This window comes from Pseudomonas saudiphocaensis, assembly GCF_000756775.1.
Taxonomy (GTDB): domain Bacteria; phylum Pseudomonadota; class Gammaproteobacteria; order Pseudomonadales; family Pseudomonadaceae; genus Stutzerimonas; species Stutzerimonas saudiphocaensis.
On sequence record NZ_CCSF01000001.1, the window covers coordinates 3,016,249 to 3,035,514 of the forward strand.

15 protein-coding genes are annotated in these 19,266 nt (G+C 60.4%); 11 read left to right on the top strand and 4 right to left on the bottom strand.

The window, feature by feature from the left end; translation table 11 throughout:
• The first annotated feature begins 26 nt into the window (after nt 1-26).
• The 3 genes from rho to BN1079_RS13995 all read left to right on the top strand — a co-directional run bounded on the left by rho (nt 27) and on the right by BN1079_RS13995 (nt 3,965).
• A complete protein-coding gene (gene rho, locus BN1079_RS13985; RefSeq protein WP_037025445.1) occupies nt 27-1,286 on the top strand; it encodes a transcription termination factor Rho in 1,260 nt (419 codons plus the stop codon).
• Nucleotides 1,287-1,409: 123 nt separating this feature from the next.
• A complete protein-coding gene (ubiD, locus tag BN1079_RS13990; RefSeq protein WP_037025446.1) occupies nt 1,410-2,876 on the top strand; it encodes a 4-hydroxy-3-polyprenylbenzoate decarboxylase in 1,467 nt (488 codons plus the stop codon).
• A gap of 117 nt (nt 2,877-2,993) precedes the next feature.
• Nucleotides 2,994-3,965 carry a CDP-6-deoxy-delta-3,4-glucoseen reductase gene (locus tag BN1079_RS13995; RefSeq protein WP_037025448.1) on the top strand — a complete coding sequence of 324 codons (972 nt, stop codon included), beginning with the start codon at nt 2,994-2,996 and terminating at the stop codon, nt 3,963-3,965.
• A 134-nt stretch (nt 3,966-4,099) separates the two neighbouring features.
• Here BN1079_RS13995 and BN1079_RS14000 read toward each other — a convergent pair whose 3' ends face one another.
• The 3 genes from BN1079_RS14000 to BN1079_RS14010 all read right to left on the bottom strand — a co-directional run bounded on the left by BN1079_RS14000 (nt 4,100) and on the right by BN1079_RS14010 (nt 8,817).
• Nucleotides 4,100-4,765 carry an SPOR domain-containing protein gene (locus BN1079_RS14000; RefSeq protein ID WP_037025450.1) on the bottom strand — a complete coding sequence of 222 codons (666 nt, stop codon included), beginning with the start codon at nt 4,763-4,765 and terminating at the stop codon, nt 4,100-4,102.
• Entirely contained in the window at nt 4,766-6,505 is a 1,740-nt protein-coding gene (gene argS, locus BN1079_RS14005; RefSeq protein ID WP_037025452.1) for an arginine--tRNA ligase, read from the bottom strand. It abuts the gene before it with no gap.
• 92 nt (nt 6,506-6,597) lie between these two features.
• The gene (locus BN1079_RS14010) at nt 6,598-8,817 is read right to left on the bottom strand and encodes a primosomal protein N' (RefSeq protein WP_037025454.1); all 2,220 of its coding nucleotides are present in this window, start codon (nt 8,815-8,817) and stop codon (nt 6,598-6,600) included.
• 300 nt (nt 8,818-9,117) lie between these two features.
• Here BN1079_RS14010 and rpmE point away from each other — a divergent pair, with 300 nt between their 5' ends.
• From rpmE to BN1079_RS14025, 3 genes are all read left to right on the top strand, one after another.
• The gene (gene rpmE / locus BN1079_RS14015; protein ID WP_037025455.1) at nt 9,118-9,330 is read left to right on the top strand and encodes a 50S ribosomal protein L31; all 213 of its coding nucleotides are present in this window, start codon (nt 9,118-9,120) and stop codon (nt 9,328-9,330) included.
• A gap of 23 nt (nt 9,331-9,353) precedes the next feature.
• A complete protein-coding gene (locus BN1079_RS14020; protein ID WP_037025457.1) occupies nt 9,354-10,151 on the top strand; it encodes a thermonuclease family protein in 798 nt (265 codons plus the stop codon).
• Between the two features lie 162 nt (nt 10,152-10,313).
• Nucleotides 10,314-11,582 (top strand): malic enzyme-like NAD(P)-binding protein, encoded by a 1,269-nt coding sequence (locus tag BN1079_RS14025; protein WP_037025460.1) that lies wholly within the window; start codon nt 10,314-10,316, stop codon nt 11,580-11,582.
• A gap of 119 nt (nt 11,583-11,701) precedes the next feature.
• Here the strand turns inward: BN1079_RS14025 and BN1079_RS14030 are convergent, their stop codons facing one another.
• Nucleotides 11,702-14,137: a penicillin-binding protein 1A gene (locus BN1079_RS14030; protein WP_037025463.1), complete on the bottom strand. Its 2,436-nt coding sequence runs from the start codon at nt 14,135-14,137 to the stop codon at nt 11,702-11,704.
• A 183-nt stretch (nt 14,138-14,320) separates the two neighbouring features.
• Here BN1079_RS14030 and BN1079_RS14035 point away from each other — a divergent pair, with 183 nt between their 5' ends.
• From BN1079_RS14035 to pilQ, 5 genes are read left to right on the top strand one after another with little or no spacing between them, the layout of a single operon-like run.
• Nucleotides 14,321-15,385: a pilus assembly protein PilM gene (locus BN1079_RS14035; RefSeq protein WP_037025465.1), complete on the top strand. Its 1,065-nt coding sequence runs from the start codon at nt 14,321-14,323 to the stop codon at nt 15,383-15,385.
• Complete coding sequence (gene pilN / locus BN1079_RS14040) at nt 15,385-15,957, top strand: type 4a pilus biogenesis protein PilN (protein WP_037025468.1); 573 nt, start codon at nt 15,385-15,387, stop codon at nt 15,955-15,957. The genes BN1079_RS14035 and pilN overlap by 1 nt, the downstream gene beginning before the upstream one ends.
• Nucleotides 15,954-16,577, top strand: coding sequence for a type 4a pilus biogenesis protein PilO (gene pilO / locus BN1079_RS14045; protein ID WP_037025471.1), 624 nt, complete (start codon nt 15,954-15,956; stop codon nt 16,575-16,577). The genes pilN and pilO overlap by 4 nt, the downstream gene beginning before the upstream one ends.
• Nucleotides 16,574-17,101 (top strand): type 4a pilus biogenesis lipoprotein PilP, encoded by a 528-nt coding sequence (gene pilP, locus BN1079_RS14050; RefSeq protein WP_037025474.1) that lies wholly within the window; start codon nt 16,574-16,576, stop codon nt 17,099-17,101. The genes pilO and pilP overlap by 4 nt, the downstream gene beginning before the upstream one ends.
• A 53-nt stretch (nt 17,102-17,154) precedes the next feature.
• Nucleotides 17,155-19,266: a type IV pilus secretin PilQ gene (pilQ, locus tag BN1079_RS14055; RefSeq protein WP_037025477.1), complete on the top strand. Its 2,112-nt coding sequence runs from the start codon at nt 17,155-17,157 to the stop codon at nt 19,264-19,266.

Below are 19,266 nucleotides of genomic sequence, written 5' to 3' on the forward strand. Positions count from 1 at the left end.
TTCTTCATCCTTCCTGATCTCTTCCTATGAATCTGACCGAACTCAAGCAAAAGTCCATCACCGATCTGCTGGAAATGGCCGAACAGATGGGCATCGACAACATGGCCCGTTCGCGCAAGCAGGACGTGATTTTTTCTCTGCTCAAGAAACACGCAAAAAGCGGTGAGGAAATCTCCGGTGACGGCGTGCTGGAGATTCTCCAGGATGGCTTTGGCTTCCTGCGCTCCGCGGATTCTTCATATCTGGCCGGGCCTGACGATATCTACGTCTCGCCGAGCCAGATTCGTCGCTTCAACCTGCGCACCGGCGACACCATCGTCGGCAAAATTCGTCCGCCGAAGGAAGGGGAGCGCTACTTCGCTCTGCTCAAGGTCGACTCGATCAACTTCGATCGCCCGGAAAATGCGAAGAACAAGATCCTGTTCGAGAACCTCACGCCGCTGTTCGCCAACGAGCGCCTGAAGATGGAGGCCGGAAACGGCTCCACCGAAGATCTCACCGGCCGCGTGATCGATCTCTGTGCCCCGATTGGCAAGGGCCAGCGTGGCCTGATCGTCGCCCCGCCGAAAGCGGGCAAGACCATCATGCTGCAGAACATCGCCAGCAACATTACCCGTAACAACCCCGAGTGCCATCTGATCGTCCTGCTGATCGACGAGCGTCCGGAAGAGGTGACCGAAATGCAGCGCACCGTGCGCGGCGAAGTGGTCGCTTCCACCTTCGATGAGCCGCCGACCCGCCACGTGCAGGTCGCCGAGATGGTGATTGAGAAGGCCAAGCGCCTGGTCGAGCACAAGAAGGATGTGGTCATCCTGCTCGACTCCATTACCCGTCTGGCGCGTGCCTATAACACCGTGATCCCGAGCTCCGGCAAGGTACTGACCGGTGGTGTCGACGCCCATGCCCTGGAGAAGCCCAAGCGTTTCTTCGGTGCTGCGCGCAACATCGAGGAAGGCGGTTCGCTGACCATTCTCGCCACCGCGCTGGTGGAAACCGGCTCGAAGATGGACGAGGTGATCTACGAGGAATTCAAGGGCACCGGTAACCTGGAGCTGCAGCTGGATCGTCGCATCGCCGAGAAGCGTGTGTTCCCGGCCATCAACATCAACAAGTCCGGTACCCGCCGCGAAGAGTTGCTGACGGGCGAGGAAGAGCTGCAGCGCATTTGGATTCTGCGCAAGCTGTTGCATCCGATGGACGAGATCGCCGCCATCGAGTTCCTCCTCGACAAGCTCAAGGACACCAAGACCAACGACGAATTCTTCATGTCCATGAAGCGCAAGTAAGCGACTCGTCGTTGCCAACAAGGCCGGGGAAACCCGGCCTTCGTCTGTCTGCTGGTTTTGGGAAATAAGGCGCAGGGGCTAAACTTTGCGCCCCGACCCTGCCGGCCCATACGAGGCTCAAGCATGCAGTATCGCGATCTGCGCGACTTTATCAGTGGCCTGGAAAAACGTGGCGAGCTCAAGCGTGTGGCTGTGCCGGTTTCTCCCGTTCTGGAAATGACCGAGGTATGCGATCGGACCTTGCGCAAGCAGGGGCCGGCGCTGCTCTTCGAGAACCCGACCGGCTTTGATATGCCGGTGCTGGGCAACCTGTTCGGCACGCCGGAGCGCGTGGCCATGGGCATGGGGGCCGAATCGGTAAGCGAATTGCGCGAGATCGGCAGACTGTTGGCCTATCTCAAGGAGCCGGAGCCGCCGAAGGGGCTGAAAGACGCCTGGAACAAGCTGCCGATCTTCCGCAAGGTCATCAGCATGGCCCCCAAGGTACTCAAGGACGCCCCCTGTCAGGAAGTGATCCTGGAAGGCGATGATGTCGATCTGTCGCAGCTGCCGGTACAGACCTGTTGGCCGGGCGATGCGGCGCCGCTGATTACCTGGGGCCTGACCATCACCAAGGGGCCGAATAAGGAACGACAGAACCTCGGCATCTATCGCCAGCAGGTCATCGGCCGCAACAAGGTCATCATGCGCTGGCTCAGCCATCGCGGCGGGGCGCTGGACTATCGCGATTGGTGCGAGAAGTTTCCAGACCGGCCCTATCCGGTGGCGGTAGCGCTCGGCGCGGACCCGGCGACCATTCTCGGCGCGGTCACGCCTGTGCCGGATTCGCTGTCCGAATACGCTTTTGCCGGCCTGTTGCGCGGCAGTCGCACCGAGTTGGTGAAATGCCGCGGCAGCGACCTGCAGGTGCCCGCTGGCGCCGAGATCGTGCTCGAAGGGCACATCTATCCAGGCGAGATGGCTGATGAAGGTCCCTACGGCGATCACACCGGTTACTACAACGAAGTGGACAGCTTTCCGGTGTTCACCGTAGAGCGCATCACCCGCCGGCGCGATGCCATCTACCACAGCACCTACACCGGGCGGCCGCCGGATGAACCGGCGATTCTTGGGGTGGCGCTCAACGAGGTCTTCGTGCCGATCCTGCAGAAGCAGTTTCCGGAGATCGTCGACTTCTACTTGCCTCCAGAGGGCTGTTCCTACCGCATGGCGGTAGTGACCATGAAGAAGCAGTACCCCGGCCATGCCAAGCGGGTGATGCTCGGCGTATGGAGCTTCCTGCGTCAGTTCATGTACACCAAGTTTGTCATCGTCACTGACGATGACATCAACGCCCGCGACTGGAACGACGTGATCTGGGCCATCACCACGCGCATGGATCCAAAGCGCGACACGGTGCTGATCGACAACACGCCGATCGACTATCTGGACTTCGCCTCGCCGGTTTCCGGCCTGGGCTCGAAGATGGGCCTGGATGCGACTCACAAGTGGCCAGGGGAGACCAGTCGCGAGTGGGGTCGCGCCATCGTCAAGGACGAGGCGGTGACCAAGCGCGTCGATGAACTCTGGTCGCAGCTGGGCATCGACTGACATAACCAACAGAGGCGGTAACGGATTGTTGGAAACCTTGGTGTAGCGGGGTTTTCAATGATTCGTTGAGCCGCCCGGAGCCTTGGCGGGTTTGTCCCGCTCAATGATGACGTGCATATGAAAGTAACCTTGCAACCCACCGGTGCGGTGCTTGATGTCCGGCCGGGTGAACGCATTCTGGATGCCGCCAAGCGGCTGGGCTACGAGTGCCCGCAGAGCTGTCGCAACGGCAATTGCCATATCTGTGCCTCGCTGCTGGTAGAAGGGCGTGTGCGCCAGGGCGACGAAATCCGCGAGCATGGCGAACTGCTGGCCTGTGTGGCGGAGCCGCTGGAGGACTGCGTGGTGCTCTGGGATGGCGTGTTGGCGCCTGGCGTGCTGCCGGCGCGGGAGCTAAGCTGCCAGCTGGCCGACTGCCAGGAGCTGGGCGGCGATGTGGTGCGTCTGGTGCTGAGGCTGCCTGCCGGGCGGCAACCGCGCTACTACGCAGGCCAGTACCTGTTACTGCAGCGCGAAGACGGCGAATGGTCGGCTTTTTCCCTGGCTTCTGCACCGGATAGCGGGCGTGAACTGGAGCTGCACGTGCTGGCGCGTGAGGAGTCGGTCATTGAGCTGCTGGCATTCATCCGCAGGCAAGGCTTCGCCCGCATCCAGATGCCGTTCGGCGATACCCATCTTGCGGAGCTGCCGAACGGGCCGTTGGTGCTGATCGCTGCCGGTACCGGCATGGCGCAGATGCACAGCCTGATCGAGCACTGCCGGGCGGCCGGCTTTACTCATCCGGTGCATCTGTATTGGGGCGTGCGTCGTCCCGAGGATTTTTATCAGCTGCCGCACTGGGACGAATGGCTAGATATGCCCAACCTGTACCTGCATCGCGTGGTCAGCGATATCTGCGGGTGGGAAGGGCGTTGCGGCATGTTGCACCAGGCGGTCTGCGAGGACTTCGACGATCTCAAGCCTCTGCATGTCTATGCCAGCGGCTCTCCGGCCATGGTTTATGGCACGCTGGATGCGTTGGTGGCAGCGGGAATGGACCCGCACCAGATGCGCGCCGATGTGTTCGCCTATGCTCCGCGCGAAGAATAGATAGAAGCGCCATGGGTGGGGCTCGTCTGTTCTGATGAGAGCGGATTTATCCGCGAATTTCGTGGATTGAAGCCGCTCCTTCACCGTTCAGAACTGCATAGAGCAAAACGCCGGGCTAGCCCGGCGTTTGCGTTTCAGCGTACCTGCCGTTGTTGCAGCAGCAGGTTCTTGTAACCGCTGTCGGCCAGGGTCTTCTGCGCTGCATTCAGCTGTTCGCGACTGTTATAAGGCCCGACCAGCACGCGGAACCAAGGTTCGTCGCGCACCCGTACGCTTTCCACGCGCACATCCTGGCCGAGCAGGATGATCTGCGCGCGTACCCGGTCGGCTTCAGCCTGCTGGCGGAAGGAGCCGGCCTGCAGGAAGAACTGAACTGTGGCTGCCTTGGCTACAGTGGGCGGAGGCGGCGGTACCTGGCCATTGAGCGCTGCCACGGCACGGGCTTCGTCGATCTTCGCTGCCTCCTCCGGGGTCACCGGTTTGCTCGGCGGCGGCTCGGGTTGCTTGGATTCGGGCGGCAGAATGACCTCCGACTCGGGCAGCAGCGTATAGAAGTCATATTTGGGCTTCGGCGGCTGCTCCGTCGCGCTGCTGCGCTTGGGCTGTTCGCGGGCCGGCTTGGGGGTTTCCTTGTTGCGCTTGACCTCTTCGCCGCCCGGTTCCAGGTTCATCAAAAACATGATGAAGCCGCCTATCACCAGGCCACAGACCAGCCATACCCAGCCGGGTACAGGCTTCTTTGCGGGGGGCTGATAGCGGCTGGCGCCGCGTTTGGGCGCTGGTTTTTTCCGGGCTGCCACTTACATGCGCTCCAAGGTTTCCAGGCCAAGCAGTTCCAGGCCCTGCTTGAGGGTTTTTCCGGTCAGGGCGGCCAGACGCAGGCGGCTGACTTTTACCGCTTCGTTCTCTGCAGTGAGGATCGGGCAGTGTTCATAGAAGCTGGAAAACAGCCCGGCCAGATCGTACAGGTAGCTGCACAGCAGGTGCGGGACGCCTTTCTCGCCCACGCCATTGAGTACTTCGCCAAACTGCGCCAGTTTGGCGCCCAAGGCCTGCTCATGCTCGGCTTCCAGAACGATGCTGCCGGCGAGCTCACCCATCGAGCTGCCCAGCTTGCGGAACACGCTGGCCACACGGGTGTAGGCGTAAAGCAGATAGGGTGCGGTGTTGCCCTCGAAGCTGAGCATCAGCTCGAAGTTGAAGCTGTAGTCGCTGGTGCGATGCTTGGACAGGTCGGCGTACTTCACCGCGCCAATGCCCACCGCGCGGGCGATGCTGCGCAGTTCGGCTTCGTCCAGTTCGGGGTTCTTGCTCTTGACCAGGGCGTAAGCGCGCTGTTCGGCTTCATCGAGCAGGTCGACCAGCTTCACGGTGCCGCCGTCGCGGGTTTTGAACGGGCGGCCATCGGCGCCGTTCATGGTGCCGAAACCCATGTGCTCCAGTTCCATGCCTTCGTGTACAAACCCGGCGCGGCGCGCCACGGCGAAGGCCATTTGGAAGTGCAGCGCCTGGCGCTGGTCAACGAAGTACAGCGCGCGGTCGGCCTTCAATTGCTGGCTGCGATAGCGCATGGCGGCCAGGTCGGTAGTGGCGTAGAGATAACCACCGCCGGCCTTCTGCACGATCACCGGCAGCGGATTGCCTTCGGCATTCTTGAATTCGTCGAGGAAAACGCACTGGGCGCCATTGTCCTCGGTGAGCAGGCCGCCTTCACGCAGGGCATCGACGATGCCTGGCAGCTCGGCGTTGTAGGCGCTCTCGCCCTTGACGTCGGCCGGAGTCAGCTTGACGTTGAGACGCTCGTAGAGCTTCTGGCAATGGGACAGCGAGATCTCGTTGAAGCGCGACCACAGGCGCAGGCACTCGGCGTCGCCGGCCTGCAGCTTGACCACCAGCTCGCGGGCGCGGTCGGCAAAGGCCTCGGAGTCGTCGAAGCGCTGTTTGGCGGCGCGGTAGAACTGCTCGAGGTCCGACAGCTCGGTTTCAGCGCTGGCGGGGTTCTCTTCCAGATAGGCCAGCAGCATGCCGAACTGGGTGCCCCAGTCGCCCACGTGGTTTTGGCGGATCACCGTATCGCCGAGGAATTCCAGTACCCGGCCCACGGCGTCGCCAATGATGGTCGAGCGCAGGTGGCCGACGTGCATTTCCTTGGCCAGGTTGGGCGACGACAGGTCGACGACGACGCGCTGCGCCGGGCTCGTCTTGCTGACACCCAATTGTGCCGAAGCCAGCGCCGCGTCGAGGCGCTCGGCCAGCGCTGCACTGTTCTGAAAGAAGTTGAGAAAGCCCGGTCCGGCAATTTCCACCTTGCTGATGCTGCTATCGGCGGGCAGGGCGTCTATCAGTTTCTGGGCCAGATCGCGCGGCTTCATGCCGGCTGGTTTGGCCAGCATCATGGCAATGTTGCTGGCGAAGTCGCCGTGACTCTTGTCGCGAGTGTTCTCCACCTGAATTGCCGGTGTCAGCCCGTCTGGCAACACGCCCTCGGCGACGAGGCGGGTCAGGGCTTGCTGAATGAGGTGGCGAATGCTGTCTTTCATCGTCTGCTCGGTCGGCCCGCAGGCATTGGTCGAAAACTGCGCATTATAGGAGCAGCGGGGAGGTTGGGTCACGTTTCGGGGCGGTGGTGCCGCTAGAACAAGTCGATCGGGTCGATATCCAGCGACCAGCGCACCGAGCGACTGCCGGGAAGCTGTTCCACCCGCGGCAACCAGGCGTGCATCAGGCGGTGCAGTGGGGCGCGGGCGCTGCCTTGCAGCAGTAGCTGCGCGCGGAAGCGCCCGGCGCGGCGTTCCATGGGCGCGGGAACCGGACCGAGCAGTTCAATGCCGCTCAGGCCGAGTTCCATCAATAGTTGTTCGGCTTCGCTGCAGGCTTGATCAAGAAAGTCTTCGGCCTGGCCCGGTTTCTGTGCCTCGGCGCGTAACAGGGCCAGATGGCTGAAGGGTGGCAGACCGGCAGCGCGGCGCTCACTCAGAGCCTGGTCGGCGAAGGCGAAATAGCCCTGCTCGGTCAGTTGCACCAGCAGAGGGTGGTCGGCCAGGTGGGTCTGGATGATCACCTTGCCGGGCTCTTCGGCCCGTCCCGCACGACCGGCGACCTGCACGATCAGCTGGGCCATGCGCTCGCTGGCGCGAAAATCCGCGGAGAACAGCCCGCCATCGGCGTCGAGGATGGCTACCAGGGTCACGCGTGGGAAGTGATGCCCCTTGGCGAGCATTTGCGTGCCCACCAGCAGGCAGGGTTCGCCACGATTGATGACCCCAAGGAGCTGCTCCATCGAGCCTTTGCGCGAAGTGCTGTCGCGATCGATGCGCAGGACAGGGAAATCTGGAAAGAGAATGCCCAGACGCTCTTCGGCTCTCTCGGTACCGGCCCCCACCGGGCGCAGGTCGACCCGATTGCATTCGGGGCAGCTCAGTGGCGGTCGCTCGGCATGGCCGCAGTGGTGACAGCGCAGCTCGTTGTGGCGCTGGTGCAGGGTCATGCGCGCATCGCAACGCGGGCACTGGCTGAGCCAGCCGCAGTCGTGGCACAGCAGGGATGGAGCGAATCCGCGGCGATTGAGGAATACCAGAACCTGCTGACCGGCGGCGAGGGTCTGCGTCATGGCCTGTTGCAGCGGCCCGGAGATGCCTGAGTCCAGCGGGCGGCTTTTCACGTCCAGGCGCAGAAATCTTGGTGCTTGTGCGCCGCCGGCACGCTGGGTCAGTTTGAGCAGGGCATAGCGGCCGATATGGGCGTTGTGCAGGCTCTCCAGCGAGGGCGTCGCCGAGCCCAGTACGATGGGCAGGTTTTCCTGGCGAGCTCTGACTATGGCCAGGTCGCGTGCGTGGTAGCGCAGGCCTTCCTGCTGTTTATAGGAGGCGTCGTGTTCTTCGTCGAGGATGATCAGCCCCGGGTTCTTCATCGGCGTGAAAAGCGCGGAGCGCGTGCCGATGATGATGTCCGCTTCGCCGTCGCGCGCCGCCAGCCAGGCATCCAGCCGTTCACGGTCATTGATGTTGGAGTGCAATAGGGCGATGCGGGCGTTGAAGCGCTGCTCGAAGCGCGCCAGTGTCTGCGGGCCGAGGTTGATCTCCGGAATCAGGATCAGCGCCTGCTTCCCGGCCTGGAGTATCTGATGAATCAGTTGCAGGTAGACCTCGGTCTTGCCGCTGCCGGTAACGCCCGCTAACAGAAAGGCCTGAAAACCCTCGATGCCGGCCCGAATCGCTTCGAAGGCGGCGCGTTGCTCCTGATTGAGCGGCAGTTCCGGCTGCAGCAGCCAGCTACCTTGGTGGGAGCGAACCTGATGAGTGCGGCGTGTCTCGACGCGCACCAGGCCCTTTCGCAGCAGCTGATCAAGGCTGTCCCTGCTCAGTTGCAACTGACCCAGCAGCGAGTGAGCAACACCCTGTGGATGTTGGGCGATGGTTTTCAGGGCGTCCCGCTGACGTGGTGCCCGGCTCAGGCGAGGGTCGTCCGCTCTGGCCCCGGTTGCGGCATGCCAGAAGCGCTCTTGGCGGGCTTCGGCCGGCTCGCCCTGGCGCAGCAGCACCGGCAAGGCCCAGCTGAAGGTGTCGCCGAGGCTGTGCTGATAATACTGGGCGGTCCAGAGGCACAGCTTGAACAGGGCCGGTGGCAATGGGGGCACGCTGTCCAGTAGTTCCAGCGCAGGCTTGAGCTTCGCTTCCGGGACTTCACTGTGAGTGACGACCTCAACCAGTACGCCCACTACCTCGCGGCGGCCGAAGGGCACGCGCAACCGCACGCCCGGTTGTAGCGCGGCGTGTGGTACGCCGGCGGGCGGTCGATAGTCGAAGAGGGTGCGCAGCGGGGAGGGTAGCGCAAGGCGAAGTATGGGCGGCACGCGGAAATCCTTGACGGCGAAGGCTGATGGTAAACGATCCGGCAATTGGAAAGACGCTTGACCGTGCAACTGATGGTTGTCCCCAGATAGGTTTGAAACTGCCGCAGGCAGCAACGTACCTATTCGGCTTCTATTAGAAGCAGACGGCGCTTCGCGCGCTGACTCGACAAATTGGTCGTTACATGCTTGCCATACGACGGCTTGCGCTTGCATCAGCTTTGCGCTCTGGTATTATTCGCGCCCTTCCGTGCGGTACTCGACATAGGGTCGGGTGGCGGCACAAGTCCTCGAGGATTCTCCATGAAAGCCGATATCCATCCAAACTACGTTGAAATCGAAGCCACTTGCAGCTGCGGCAATGTCATCAAGACCCGCTCCACGCTGGCCAAGGACCTGAGCATCGACGTCTGCTCCGAGTGCCACCCGTTCTACACCGGCAAGCAGAAAGTGCTGGATACCGGTGGTCGTATCGATCGCTTCAAGCAGCGTTTCGGTGTGTTCGGCGCCAAGTAAGCGGTTGCCGAGACGGAAGCCCAATGCGGTTTTCGGAACATCTGAAAAAGGCGTCCCTCGTGGGCGCCTTTTTCGTTTTCGCCCTGTTCAGCCTGCAGGCTCAGGCGCTGTGTCCTGCGACGGGTCCGCTATCCCGTGTGGAGGTGGCGGCAGTCACTGATGGCGACACGCTGCGCCTGCGTGATGGGCGAAGGGTTCGCCTGATCGGTGTGAACGCCCCCGAGCTGGGAGGCAAGGGGCGCAGTGCCGAGCCTTTTGCGCAGGCTTCCAAGCGGCGCTTGCAAGCGCTGATCGACGCCAGCGATGGCCGCATTGGTCTCCTGCCAGGGCAGCAGGCCCGGGACCAGTACGGACGAGTGCTGGCGCATGCATTCGACCTTCAGGGGGCGAACCTTGAAGCCGCACTGCTAGCCGAGGGGCTGGGCTATTTCGTGGCCATTGCACCGAATACAGCATTGGCCGCTTGTCATCGTCGCGCCGAGCAGCAGGCCAGGGAAGCCAGTCGAGGGCTCTGGAGGCGTTCACCGACCACTGCTGCCGAGAATTTGCGACGTGCCGGCTTTGCCGTAGTTCGTGCGAAAGTCGAGCGGCTGGAGAAAAACCGCGGTGGCCTCTGGCTGGAGCTTGAAGGACCTCTGGTGTTGCACATCCCCCAGCAGCAAGTATCTGATTTTGATCATAAAACACTGAACCAACTGCGTGGGCAGGAGGTCGAGGCGCGGGGTTGGGTGATCGATCGCAAGGGGCGCGCGGATCTGTCGCGCCAGGCACGTTGGCTGATGAAAATCACCCATCCCTCCATGCTCGAGCGGCTGCCCTGACGCGGCTTAGCGGGGATTTGGCGACGCGGCTTTGAATTTGTCAGATTAAAGTCGTAGAGCGTGCTCTTGACAGGCTCCATTCCCATTGGCTTGTGACGGCGATCAGTCTTGGCGTATGCTCGGCGACCTGTCTGTCCCTAGTAAAACAAGCGGAAAAGCCCCATGACTGACCTGAAAACCGCCGCGCTCGAATACCATTCGCAACCCCGTCCGGGAAAGCTGAGCGTCGAGCTGACCAAGCCAACTGCCACCGCTCGCGATCTGGCCCTGGCCTATAGCCCAGGCGTTGCCGAGCCGGTACGCGAAATTGGCCGCGACCCCGAACTGGCTTACCGCTACACCGGCAAAGGCAACCTTGTGGCCGTGATTTCCGACGGTACTGCCATTCTTGGCCTGGGCAACCTCGGCCCGCTGGCCTCCAAGCCGGTAATGGAAGGTAAAGGCGTACTGTTCAAGCGCTTCGCCGGTGTCGATGTATTCGACATCGAAGTGGACGCAGAGAGCCCTCAAGCCTTTATCGATACGGTCAAGCGCATCTCCATCACCTTCGGCGGCATCAACCTCGAGGACATCAAGGCGCCCGAGTGCTTCGACATCGAGCGCGCGCTGATCGAGCAGTGCAATATCCCGGTATTCCATGATGACCAGCACGGCACCGCGATCGTGACCGCGGCTGGCATGCTCAACGCACTGGAAATTGCCGGCAAGTCTCTGGAAGAGGCAAAAATCGTTTGCATGGGCGCCGGTGCGGCGGCCACTTCCTGCATGAAGCTGCTGGTTAGCATGGGTGCACAGATCCAGAATATCTTCATGATCGACCGCAAGGGCGTGGTGCATGCCGGGCGTGACGATCTGAACCAGTACAAGGCTGTGTTCGCACACGAAACCGACAAGCGCACTCTGGAAGACGCCCTCGACGGCGCGGATGTTTTCGTTGGCCTGTCTGGCGCCAACCTGTTGAGCCCCGAAGGCCTCAACCGCATGGCAGCCAATCCGGTGGTGTTCGCCTGCTCCAACCCCGATCCTGAAATCAGCCCGGAGCTGGCCCATGCGACCCGTTCCGACGTGATCATGGCCACCGGGCGTTCGGACTACCCGAACCAGGTCAACAACGTGCTGGGCTTCCCCTTCATCTTCCGCGGTGCGCTCGACGTGCGTGCTACCCGTATCAACGAAGAGATGAAGATCGCCGCCGCTCACGCGTTGCGTGATTTGGCCAAACTGCCGGTTCCGGAAGAAGTTTGCGCAGCCTATGGGCTTAGCAACCTGGAGTTTGGTCGCGAGTACATCATTCCCAAGCCGATGGACCCGCGACTGATCACCCTGGTGTCTGATGCCGTAGCCAGGGCTGCGATCGACAGTGGCGTGGCGACTCTGCCATACCCTGCGCACTATCCGCTCAAATCCGTCGCGGACGTCTTCGGCAACTGACGGAAGTGATGCGGCGAACCGAATAGGTTCGTTGTAGCCGCAGTAAGAAAAAACCCGAAACTCTAGGAGTTTCGGGTTTTTTTATGGCCGCGATTGCTGCTCAACCCTGTGGAGCAATCTCAGAACAGATCCAGAGGAGCCGCTTCGCTAGCTGGCAGCGGGGTGCCAGGGATCGGGCTTGAGGGATCCAGTTCGTCCATATCTGGCGGTGAATCTTCGCTGCGGAACAGTTCGAAATAGGCGTCCGGAGTGCCGGGAGGGGCGGCGCGCCCGCTGGCTGGGTCGATACGCAGCGCGAGAATTCCGGCCGGCTCGGCGGGGGCGTGCTCGGGCATGCCTTCGAGCACCGCACCCATGTATTTCATCCAGATCGGCAAAGCCACGGTGCCGCCGTATTCGCGCCGTCCCAGAGTTTGCGGCTGGTCGAAGCCTGCCCAGACGGATGTCACGATGTCGGCGTTGTAGCCGGAGAACCAGCTGTCCTTGGACTCGTTGGTGGTGCCGGTCTTGCCGGCAATATCGGCACGACCCATCGCCAGAGCTCTGCGGCCGGTACCGCGCTTGATAACGTCCTGCAGCATGCTGGTCATGATGTAGGCGGTGCGTTCGTCGATGATCTGTTCGGCGTCGCGCGGCAGTTGTTCGGGCTCGGCATCGCTATCGAGGGGCTTGTCGTTCTGGGCGAAGGTCTCGACAACGGCTTCGTCGCTCGGCAGTGAGGGCTGTCCGTTGTTCGGAACCCGCGGTGGGTTTGCGGTGAATATCACCTTGCCGTCGCGGTCTTCGATGCGCTCGATGAGGTAGGGCTCAACCTTGTAACCGCCGTTGGCGAAGGCAGTCCAGCCGACGGTGATCTCCATGGGGGTCAGGGTTGCTGTACCGAGCGCCAGCGAAAGGTTCGGCGACAGGTCTTCAGGCTTGAAGCCGAAGCGTTTTATGTAATCGATGGTGTAGGCCATGCCGAGGGTTTGCAGCAGCCGAATCGAGACCAGGTTGCGTGATTTGTACAGGGCTTCACGGAGGCGGATTGGTCCGAGGAAGGTGTTGGTGTCGTTTCTAGGGCGCCAGACGCGGTCCATACCCTCTTCGACGAAGACGATAGGTGAGTCGTTGACCAGTGTGGCAGCGGTAAAGCCCGCATCCAGCGCTGCACTATAGATGAAGGGCTTGAAGCTGGAGCCTGGCTGGCGCTTAGCCTGGACGGCGCGGTTGTAGTTGCTTTGTCCGAAGGAGAAGCCGCCAACCAGTGCCTCGATGGAGCCATCTATGGGGTCCAGGGATACCAGGGCTGCCTGGGCCTGAGGGATCTGACTGAACTGTGCGACGCCATCGACGAAGCGGACGCGAATAACGTCGCCGGGCGCAACCACATCGGCCGGGCTTTTGGGTTGCGGCCCCAGACTGTTGGTGTTGATGAACGGGCGCGCCCATTTGATGCTGTCCCAGGCGATGCTGTATTCGCTGCCGTCACGCAGGAGCGCGGTGATGGAATCCTTACCCACCTGAGTGACAACCGCGGGCAGGATTCCCGACAGGCCGCGGTAGCGGCTTAGTTCCTGTGGCCAGCTCTCCCGAGGAGTATTGGCCAGCTTGGCTTCAGGCCCGCGATAGCCGTGGCGCTGGTCGTACTCGATCAGGCCCTGGGTCACGGCCTGGTTGGCAGCAATCTGCCGCTCGCTGGTGGTGGTGGTGTAGACGCGAAAGCCTTCTGTATAGGCATCGCTGCCGAAGCGGCCAACCATTTCGGCTCGAGCCATCTCGGCAATATAGGGCGCCTCGAGCTCAGGCGAAGCACCGTGATAGGCCGCATCCACTTCCTCGGCCAAGGCCTGCTGGAAGCGGGCTTCATCAATGGTACCGAGCCGGTACATGCGGCCCAGAATCCAGTCGCGTCGTTCCTTGGCACGCGCTGGATTGGTCAGCGGGTTGAAGGCTGACGGAGCCTTTGGCAGTCCGGCGATCATGGCCAGCTGCGCCAGGTTCAATTCATTAATCGACTTGCCATAGTAGACTTGGGCGGCCGCTTCGATGCCGTAAGCCCGGTGGCCCAGATAGATCTTGTTGACGTACAGCTCGAAGATTTCGTCCTTGCTCAGCTCGCGCTCGATCTGCAGGGCGAGAAGAATCTCGTTGATCTTGCGCGAGAAGCTGCGCTCGCTGGTCAGGAAGTAATTCTTTGCAACCTGCATGGTGATGGTGCTGCCGCCAGTTTGAATCTGGCCGGTTTTCAATAATTGCGTGGCAGCGCGCATCAGGCTGGAAACTTCGACGCCATAATGATTCGCGAAGTTGTCGTCCTCGGCAGCCAGCAGTGCATTAATGAAATCCCTGGGGATTTGATTGAAGGCAATGGGTGAGCGGCGCATTTCGCCATACTCGGCAATCAGTTTTTCATCGCTGCTGTAGATACGCAGCGGTATCTGCAACTGTATGCTGCGTAGCGAATCGACCGAAGGCAGGTTGGGGCTGAGGTAGAGAAAGGCGCCGCTGAGACTCAGCAAAAGTCCGCAGAAAATAGCCAGGCACGACCAGAGGAAAAACTTCAGGAAACGCATCGGGGTTCGTTGAATCCAGGATGGGGAATGGGGTGAAAGCCGCAGACGATGCTGAAAGGAAAAGCCGTTCACATTATAAGCGCTTTTTCTGCCGGGGAGCCATTTACGCTCCTGTCAAGGCTGTTATCTAATGTGGATGAACATAATTAATCCGTAAGTAGCGGATAAGATAGGAAATCGGCCGTGCTAGGGCTCTTCACGAAGAAAGCGAACACGCTGCTTGGGATCGACATCAGTTCGACGTCGGTAAAGCTCATAGAATTAAGCCGTTCGGGCTCCCGTTACCGGGTCGAGTCCTATGCTGTCGAGCCACTGCCGCCAAATGCCGTGGTGGAAAAGAACATCGTGGAACTGGAAGGTGTGGGGCAGGCACTGAACCGTCTGCTGGCCAAAGCCAAGGCGGGGAGCAAGACTGCCGCTGTTGCGGTATCCGGTTCCGCTGTCATCACCAAGACCATCGAAATGGAAGCTGGGCTGAACGACGAGGAGTTGGAAAACCAGCTAAAGATCGAGGCTGACCAGTACATTCCCTATCCCCTGGAAGAAGTCGCAATCGACTTTGAGGTCCAGGGGCCGGCTGCGCGCGCGCCGGGGCGTGTCGAGGTGCTTCTGGCCGCATGCCGCAAGGAGAACGTAGAGATTCGTGAGGCAGCGCTGGCGCTGGCAGGGCTGACTGCGAAGGTGGTTGATGTGGAGGCCTACGCCCTCGAGCGTGCCTATGGGCTGCTGTCGTCGCAGCTAGGCAGTGGCCACGATGAACTCACCGTCGCGCTGGTTGATATCGGCGCCACCATGACCACGCTGAGCGTCCTGCACAACGGTCGCACCATCTATACCCGCGAGCAGCTTTTCGGAGGGCGTCAGCTGACCGAAGAGATCCAGCGTCGCTATGGCCTGTCCGTGGAAGAAGCTGGGCTGGCGAAGAAACAAGGTGGTCTTCCGGATGACTACGACAGCGAGGTGTTGCAACCGTTCAAGGATGCGGTCGTGCAACAGGTATCGCGCTCGCTGCAGTTTTTCTTTGCTGCGGGCCAGTTCCATGATGTCGATTACATCCTGCTAGCAGGCGGCACTGCCTCCATTCCCGGGCTCGACCGGTTGATTCAGCAAAAGATCGGAACGCAAACCCTGGTTGCCAACCCCTTTGCCGACATGGCCTTGAGCAGCAAGGTCAACGCCGGTGCGCTGGCCAGTGATGCGCCGTCCCTGATGATTGCCTGTGGGCTGGCGATGAGGAGTTTCGACTGATGGCTCAGATCAACCTTCTGCCCTGGCGTGAACAGCTGCGTGAAGAGCGCAAGCAGCGCTTTCTGGTCTCTCTGCTTGGCGTGCTGATCGTAGGTGGGGGGCTGGTATTCCTTGCCGGTCAATACCTGACCAACTCCATCGAACAGCAGAATGCGCGCAACGACTTTGTTCGCAAAGAAATTGCGGTGTTGGATGCACGCATTTCTGAAATCAAGGAATTGCGAGAGCGTCGGCAGCAATTGCTTGAGCGTATGAAGATCATTCAGGACCTGCAGGGTAACCGGCCCATCATCGGTCGAGTGTTTGACCAGCTGGTAAGGACCTTGCCCGACGGTGTGTATTTCACGGACTTGAAGATGACAGGCAAGAACATCGCCATTGTCGGCGCAGCGGAATCCAACAACAGGGTTTCCAACCTGATGCGTAATCTGGATGGCTCAGATTGGCTCGAGGCGCCGAACCTGAACGAGGTAAAGGCCGTCACTGCTGGCGCCGTGGATCAGGAAAACGTCTTCCAGCTTACGGTCCAGCAAACTCAACCGGCTGTCGACGCTGAAGGAGGCAGACCATGAGTTTGGCAAGCTCCCTGGAAAGTCTGCGTAGCGTTGACCTGTCCGAACTGGACATGAACAACCTCGGCTCCTGGCCGGCGGCAGTCAAGGTCATTACGGGAATCCTGCTGATGGCTCTGGTGCTGGGAGGAGGTTATTACTTCTATCTCAGCGATATGCAGGCCAACCTGGAGCAGCAAAAAGCGCAGGAAGAGACGCTCAAGCAACAATTTTCCACCAAGGCGTTTCAGGCGGCGAACCTGGAGGCCTACAAGGAACAGATGGTCGAGATGGAGGCCTCGTTCGGTGCCCTGCTTCGTCAGTTGCCAAGCGATACCGAAGTGCCGGGCCTGCTCGAGGACATCACCCGTACCGGCTTGGGCAGTGGGCTGGAGTTCGAGGAAATCAAGCTGCAGCCGGAAGTTATCCAGCAGTTCTATATCGAACTGCCGATACAGATCAAAGTAGTAGGTTCCTATCACGACCTGGCGACGTTTGTCAGTGGCGTATCGAGCCTGCCGCGGATCGTCACGCTGCATGATTTCGAGATCAAGCCCGAGAGCAAGGAGTCCTCATCCAAACTGCGCATGAGCATTCTGGCCAAGACTTATCGCTATAACGACAAGGGGCTGCAGAAATGAAAGGAGCCCGTCTTGTTGTGCTGGGCTTGAGCCTGGGGTTGCTGAGCGGATGCGGAGTCAGCAACGATTTCGATGACCTGCGTCGCTATATGGACGAGGTTCGAGCCAAGCCCAAAGGAACCATAGAACCGCTGCCTGCATTCGTGCCTTATGAGGCGTTTACCTATAGTGCGGCGTCTCTGCGCCATCCTTTCCAGCCGCCGATGAAGATTGATCTGGCGCAGCGGCAAAAAGGCTCGAAGGACATTCAGCCGGACGAGACGCGCGTCAAGCAGTTTCTGGAAGGCTTCAATATCGAAAACTTCATCATGGTCGGCACGCTGACCAATGATGCTGGCAAATACGCCTTGATAAGGGGCGGCGAAGGGGTACACCGAGTCAAGGTCGGTGACTATCTGGGGCGCAACCATGGCCGTATCGTCGAGGTCAGCGAGGCCGAGGTGAATGTGCTTGAAATCGTTCCTGACGGAGAGGGCGGGTGGCTGGAACGCCCGCGTAGCCTGACCTTGAAAGAGCGCTCCTGAGTTTGGGGCAAAAAATGGAAAACCTTTACCGGTCTGCACAACGGAAGCCTTTTATGAATACCTCCCTCTCTCGTCTCGGTTTGTCCCTTCTGGCTGCGCTCATTTCGCCTGCGTTGCTGGCAGCGAATCTCAACACCATCGATGTGGCCTCCCTGCCGGGCGATAAGGTCGAGCTCAAGCTTGGGTTTGACGAGCCTGTGGCCGCTCCGCGTGGTTACACCCTCGATCAGCCAGCACGTATCGCGCTCGATCTGCCTGGTGTGTCGAACAAGCTTGGCGCCAGGAATCGCGAGCTGGGCGTTGGCAATGCGCGCAGCGTGACTGTTGTCGAGGCGCAGGGGCGTACCCGGCTGATCGTCAACCTCACTTCGCTGGTGCCCTATTCCACGCGTGTGGATGGCAATAACCTGTTCGTCCTGCTGGGTGAGGGTGGCACGCCCACTCCGGTGGCTGCGCCTGCGCCAGCACAGCCAGTGGTTGGTACTGCGCCGGTTGAGCGTGTGATTGCAGGCAAGTCCATCAGCAATGTCGATTTCCGGCGTGGAGAAGATGGCGCCGGTAATGTGGTCATCACTCTGTCGGATCCTTCGGTCAGCCCGAACATCGAAGAGCAGGGCGGCAAGATTCGTGTTTCCTTTGCCAAGACACAGCTGCCGGAGGCACTGCGTGTGCGTCTTGACGTGCAGGACTTCGCCACGCCGGTAAAATTTGTCGACTCGAGCAGTCGGGCTGATGGCGCAACCATTTCCATCGAGCCAACAGGCCGCTACGACTACCTTGCCTACCAGACCGACGACAAGCTCACCATCAGCGTCAAACCGCTGACCGAGTCCGAGGCCGAGCAGCGTAAGGCCGAGCACTTTGCCTATTCGGGTGAAAAGCTGTCATTGAATTTTCAGGATATCGATGTGCGCTCGGTGCTTCAGCTGATTGCCGACTTCACTGATCTCAACCTGGTAGCCAGTGACACAGTAAGCGGGAACATCACGCTGCGCCTGCAGAATGTGCCATGGGACCAGGCGCTGGATCTGGTGCTCAAGACCAAGGGTCTCGACAAGCGCCAGGTTGGTAACGTCTTGCTGGTCGCGCCGGCTGAAGAGATCGCTGCACGCGAACGGCAGGAGCTGGAATCACAGCGCCAGATCGCCGAACTGGCGCCGCTGCGCCGTGAGGTGGTTCAGGTCAACTATGCCAAAGCGGCCGACATTGCCCGCCTGTTCCAATCGGTAACCGACCGGGAAGGCGCCAGTGAGGACCGCGGCTCCATTGCCGTTGACGATCGCACCAACAACATCATTGCCTACCAGACCCAGGAGCGACTGGACGAGCTGCGCCGCATCGTGGCGCAACTGGATATCCCGGTCCGTCAGGTGATGATCGAGGCGCGTATCGTCGAAGCCAACGTGGACTACGACAAAAGCCTGGGTGTGCGTTGGGGCGGTGCAAGGTCGGATGGGAAGTGGAGCATCTACGGCAAGGATGGAGCCCAGACCTTTGATGAGGATGGCCGTCGTTACCTTCCGGGAACAGATACCTTCGGCAACTACACATCCGATGACGGTGTAGCGCCGGTGCCCTTTGTGGATATGGGCGTGCTCAACAGCACCTCGGGTATCGGTATCGGTTTCATCACTGACAACGTAATCCTGGACCTGCAACTGTCAGCCATGGAAAAAACCGGTAACGGCGAAATCGTTTCGCAGCCCAAGGTCATGACCGCTGATAAAGAGACGGCCAAAATTCTGAAAGGCTCGGAGATCCCCTATCAGGAAGCCAGCTCCAGCGGTGCAACCAGCACTTCGTTCAAAGAGGCGGCGCTGTCCCTGGAAGTGACCCCGCAGATCACACCTGACAACCGCATCATCATGGAAGTGAAGGTGACCAAGGATGCTCCTGACTTCGGCCGGGTGCTCAATGGTGTGCCGCCAATCAACAAGAATGAGGTCAACGCCAAGATTCTGGTTGCCGATGGTGAGACCGTTGTCATCGGCGGCGTCTTTTCGAACTCGCAGACCAAGAGCGTAGACAAGGTTCCTTTCCTAGGAGATCTGCCGTATCTTGGCCGCCTTTTCCGCCGAGACTCGGTGCAAGATGCGAAGTCGGAACTCCTGGTCTTCCTTACACCGAAAATCCTCAATCATCAGGCAATAGCAGTGAGTCGCTGA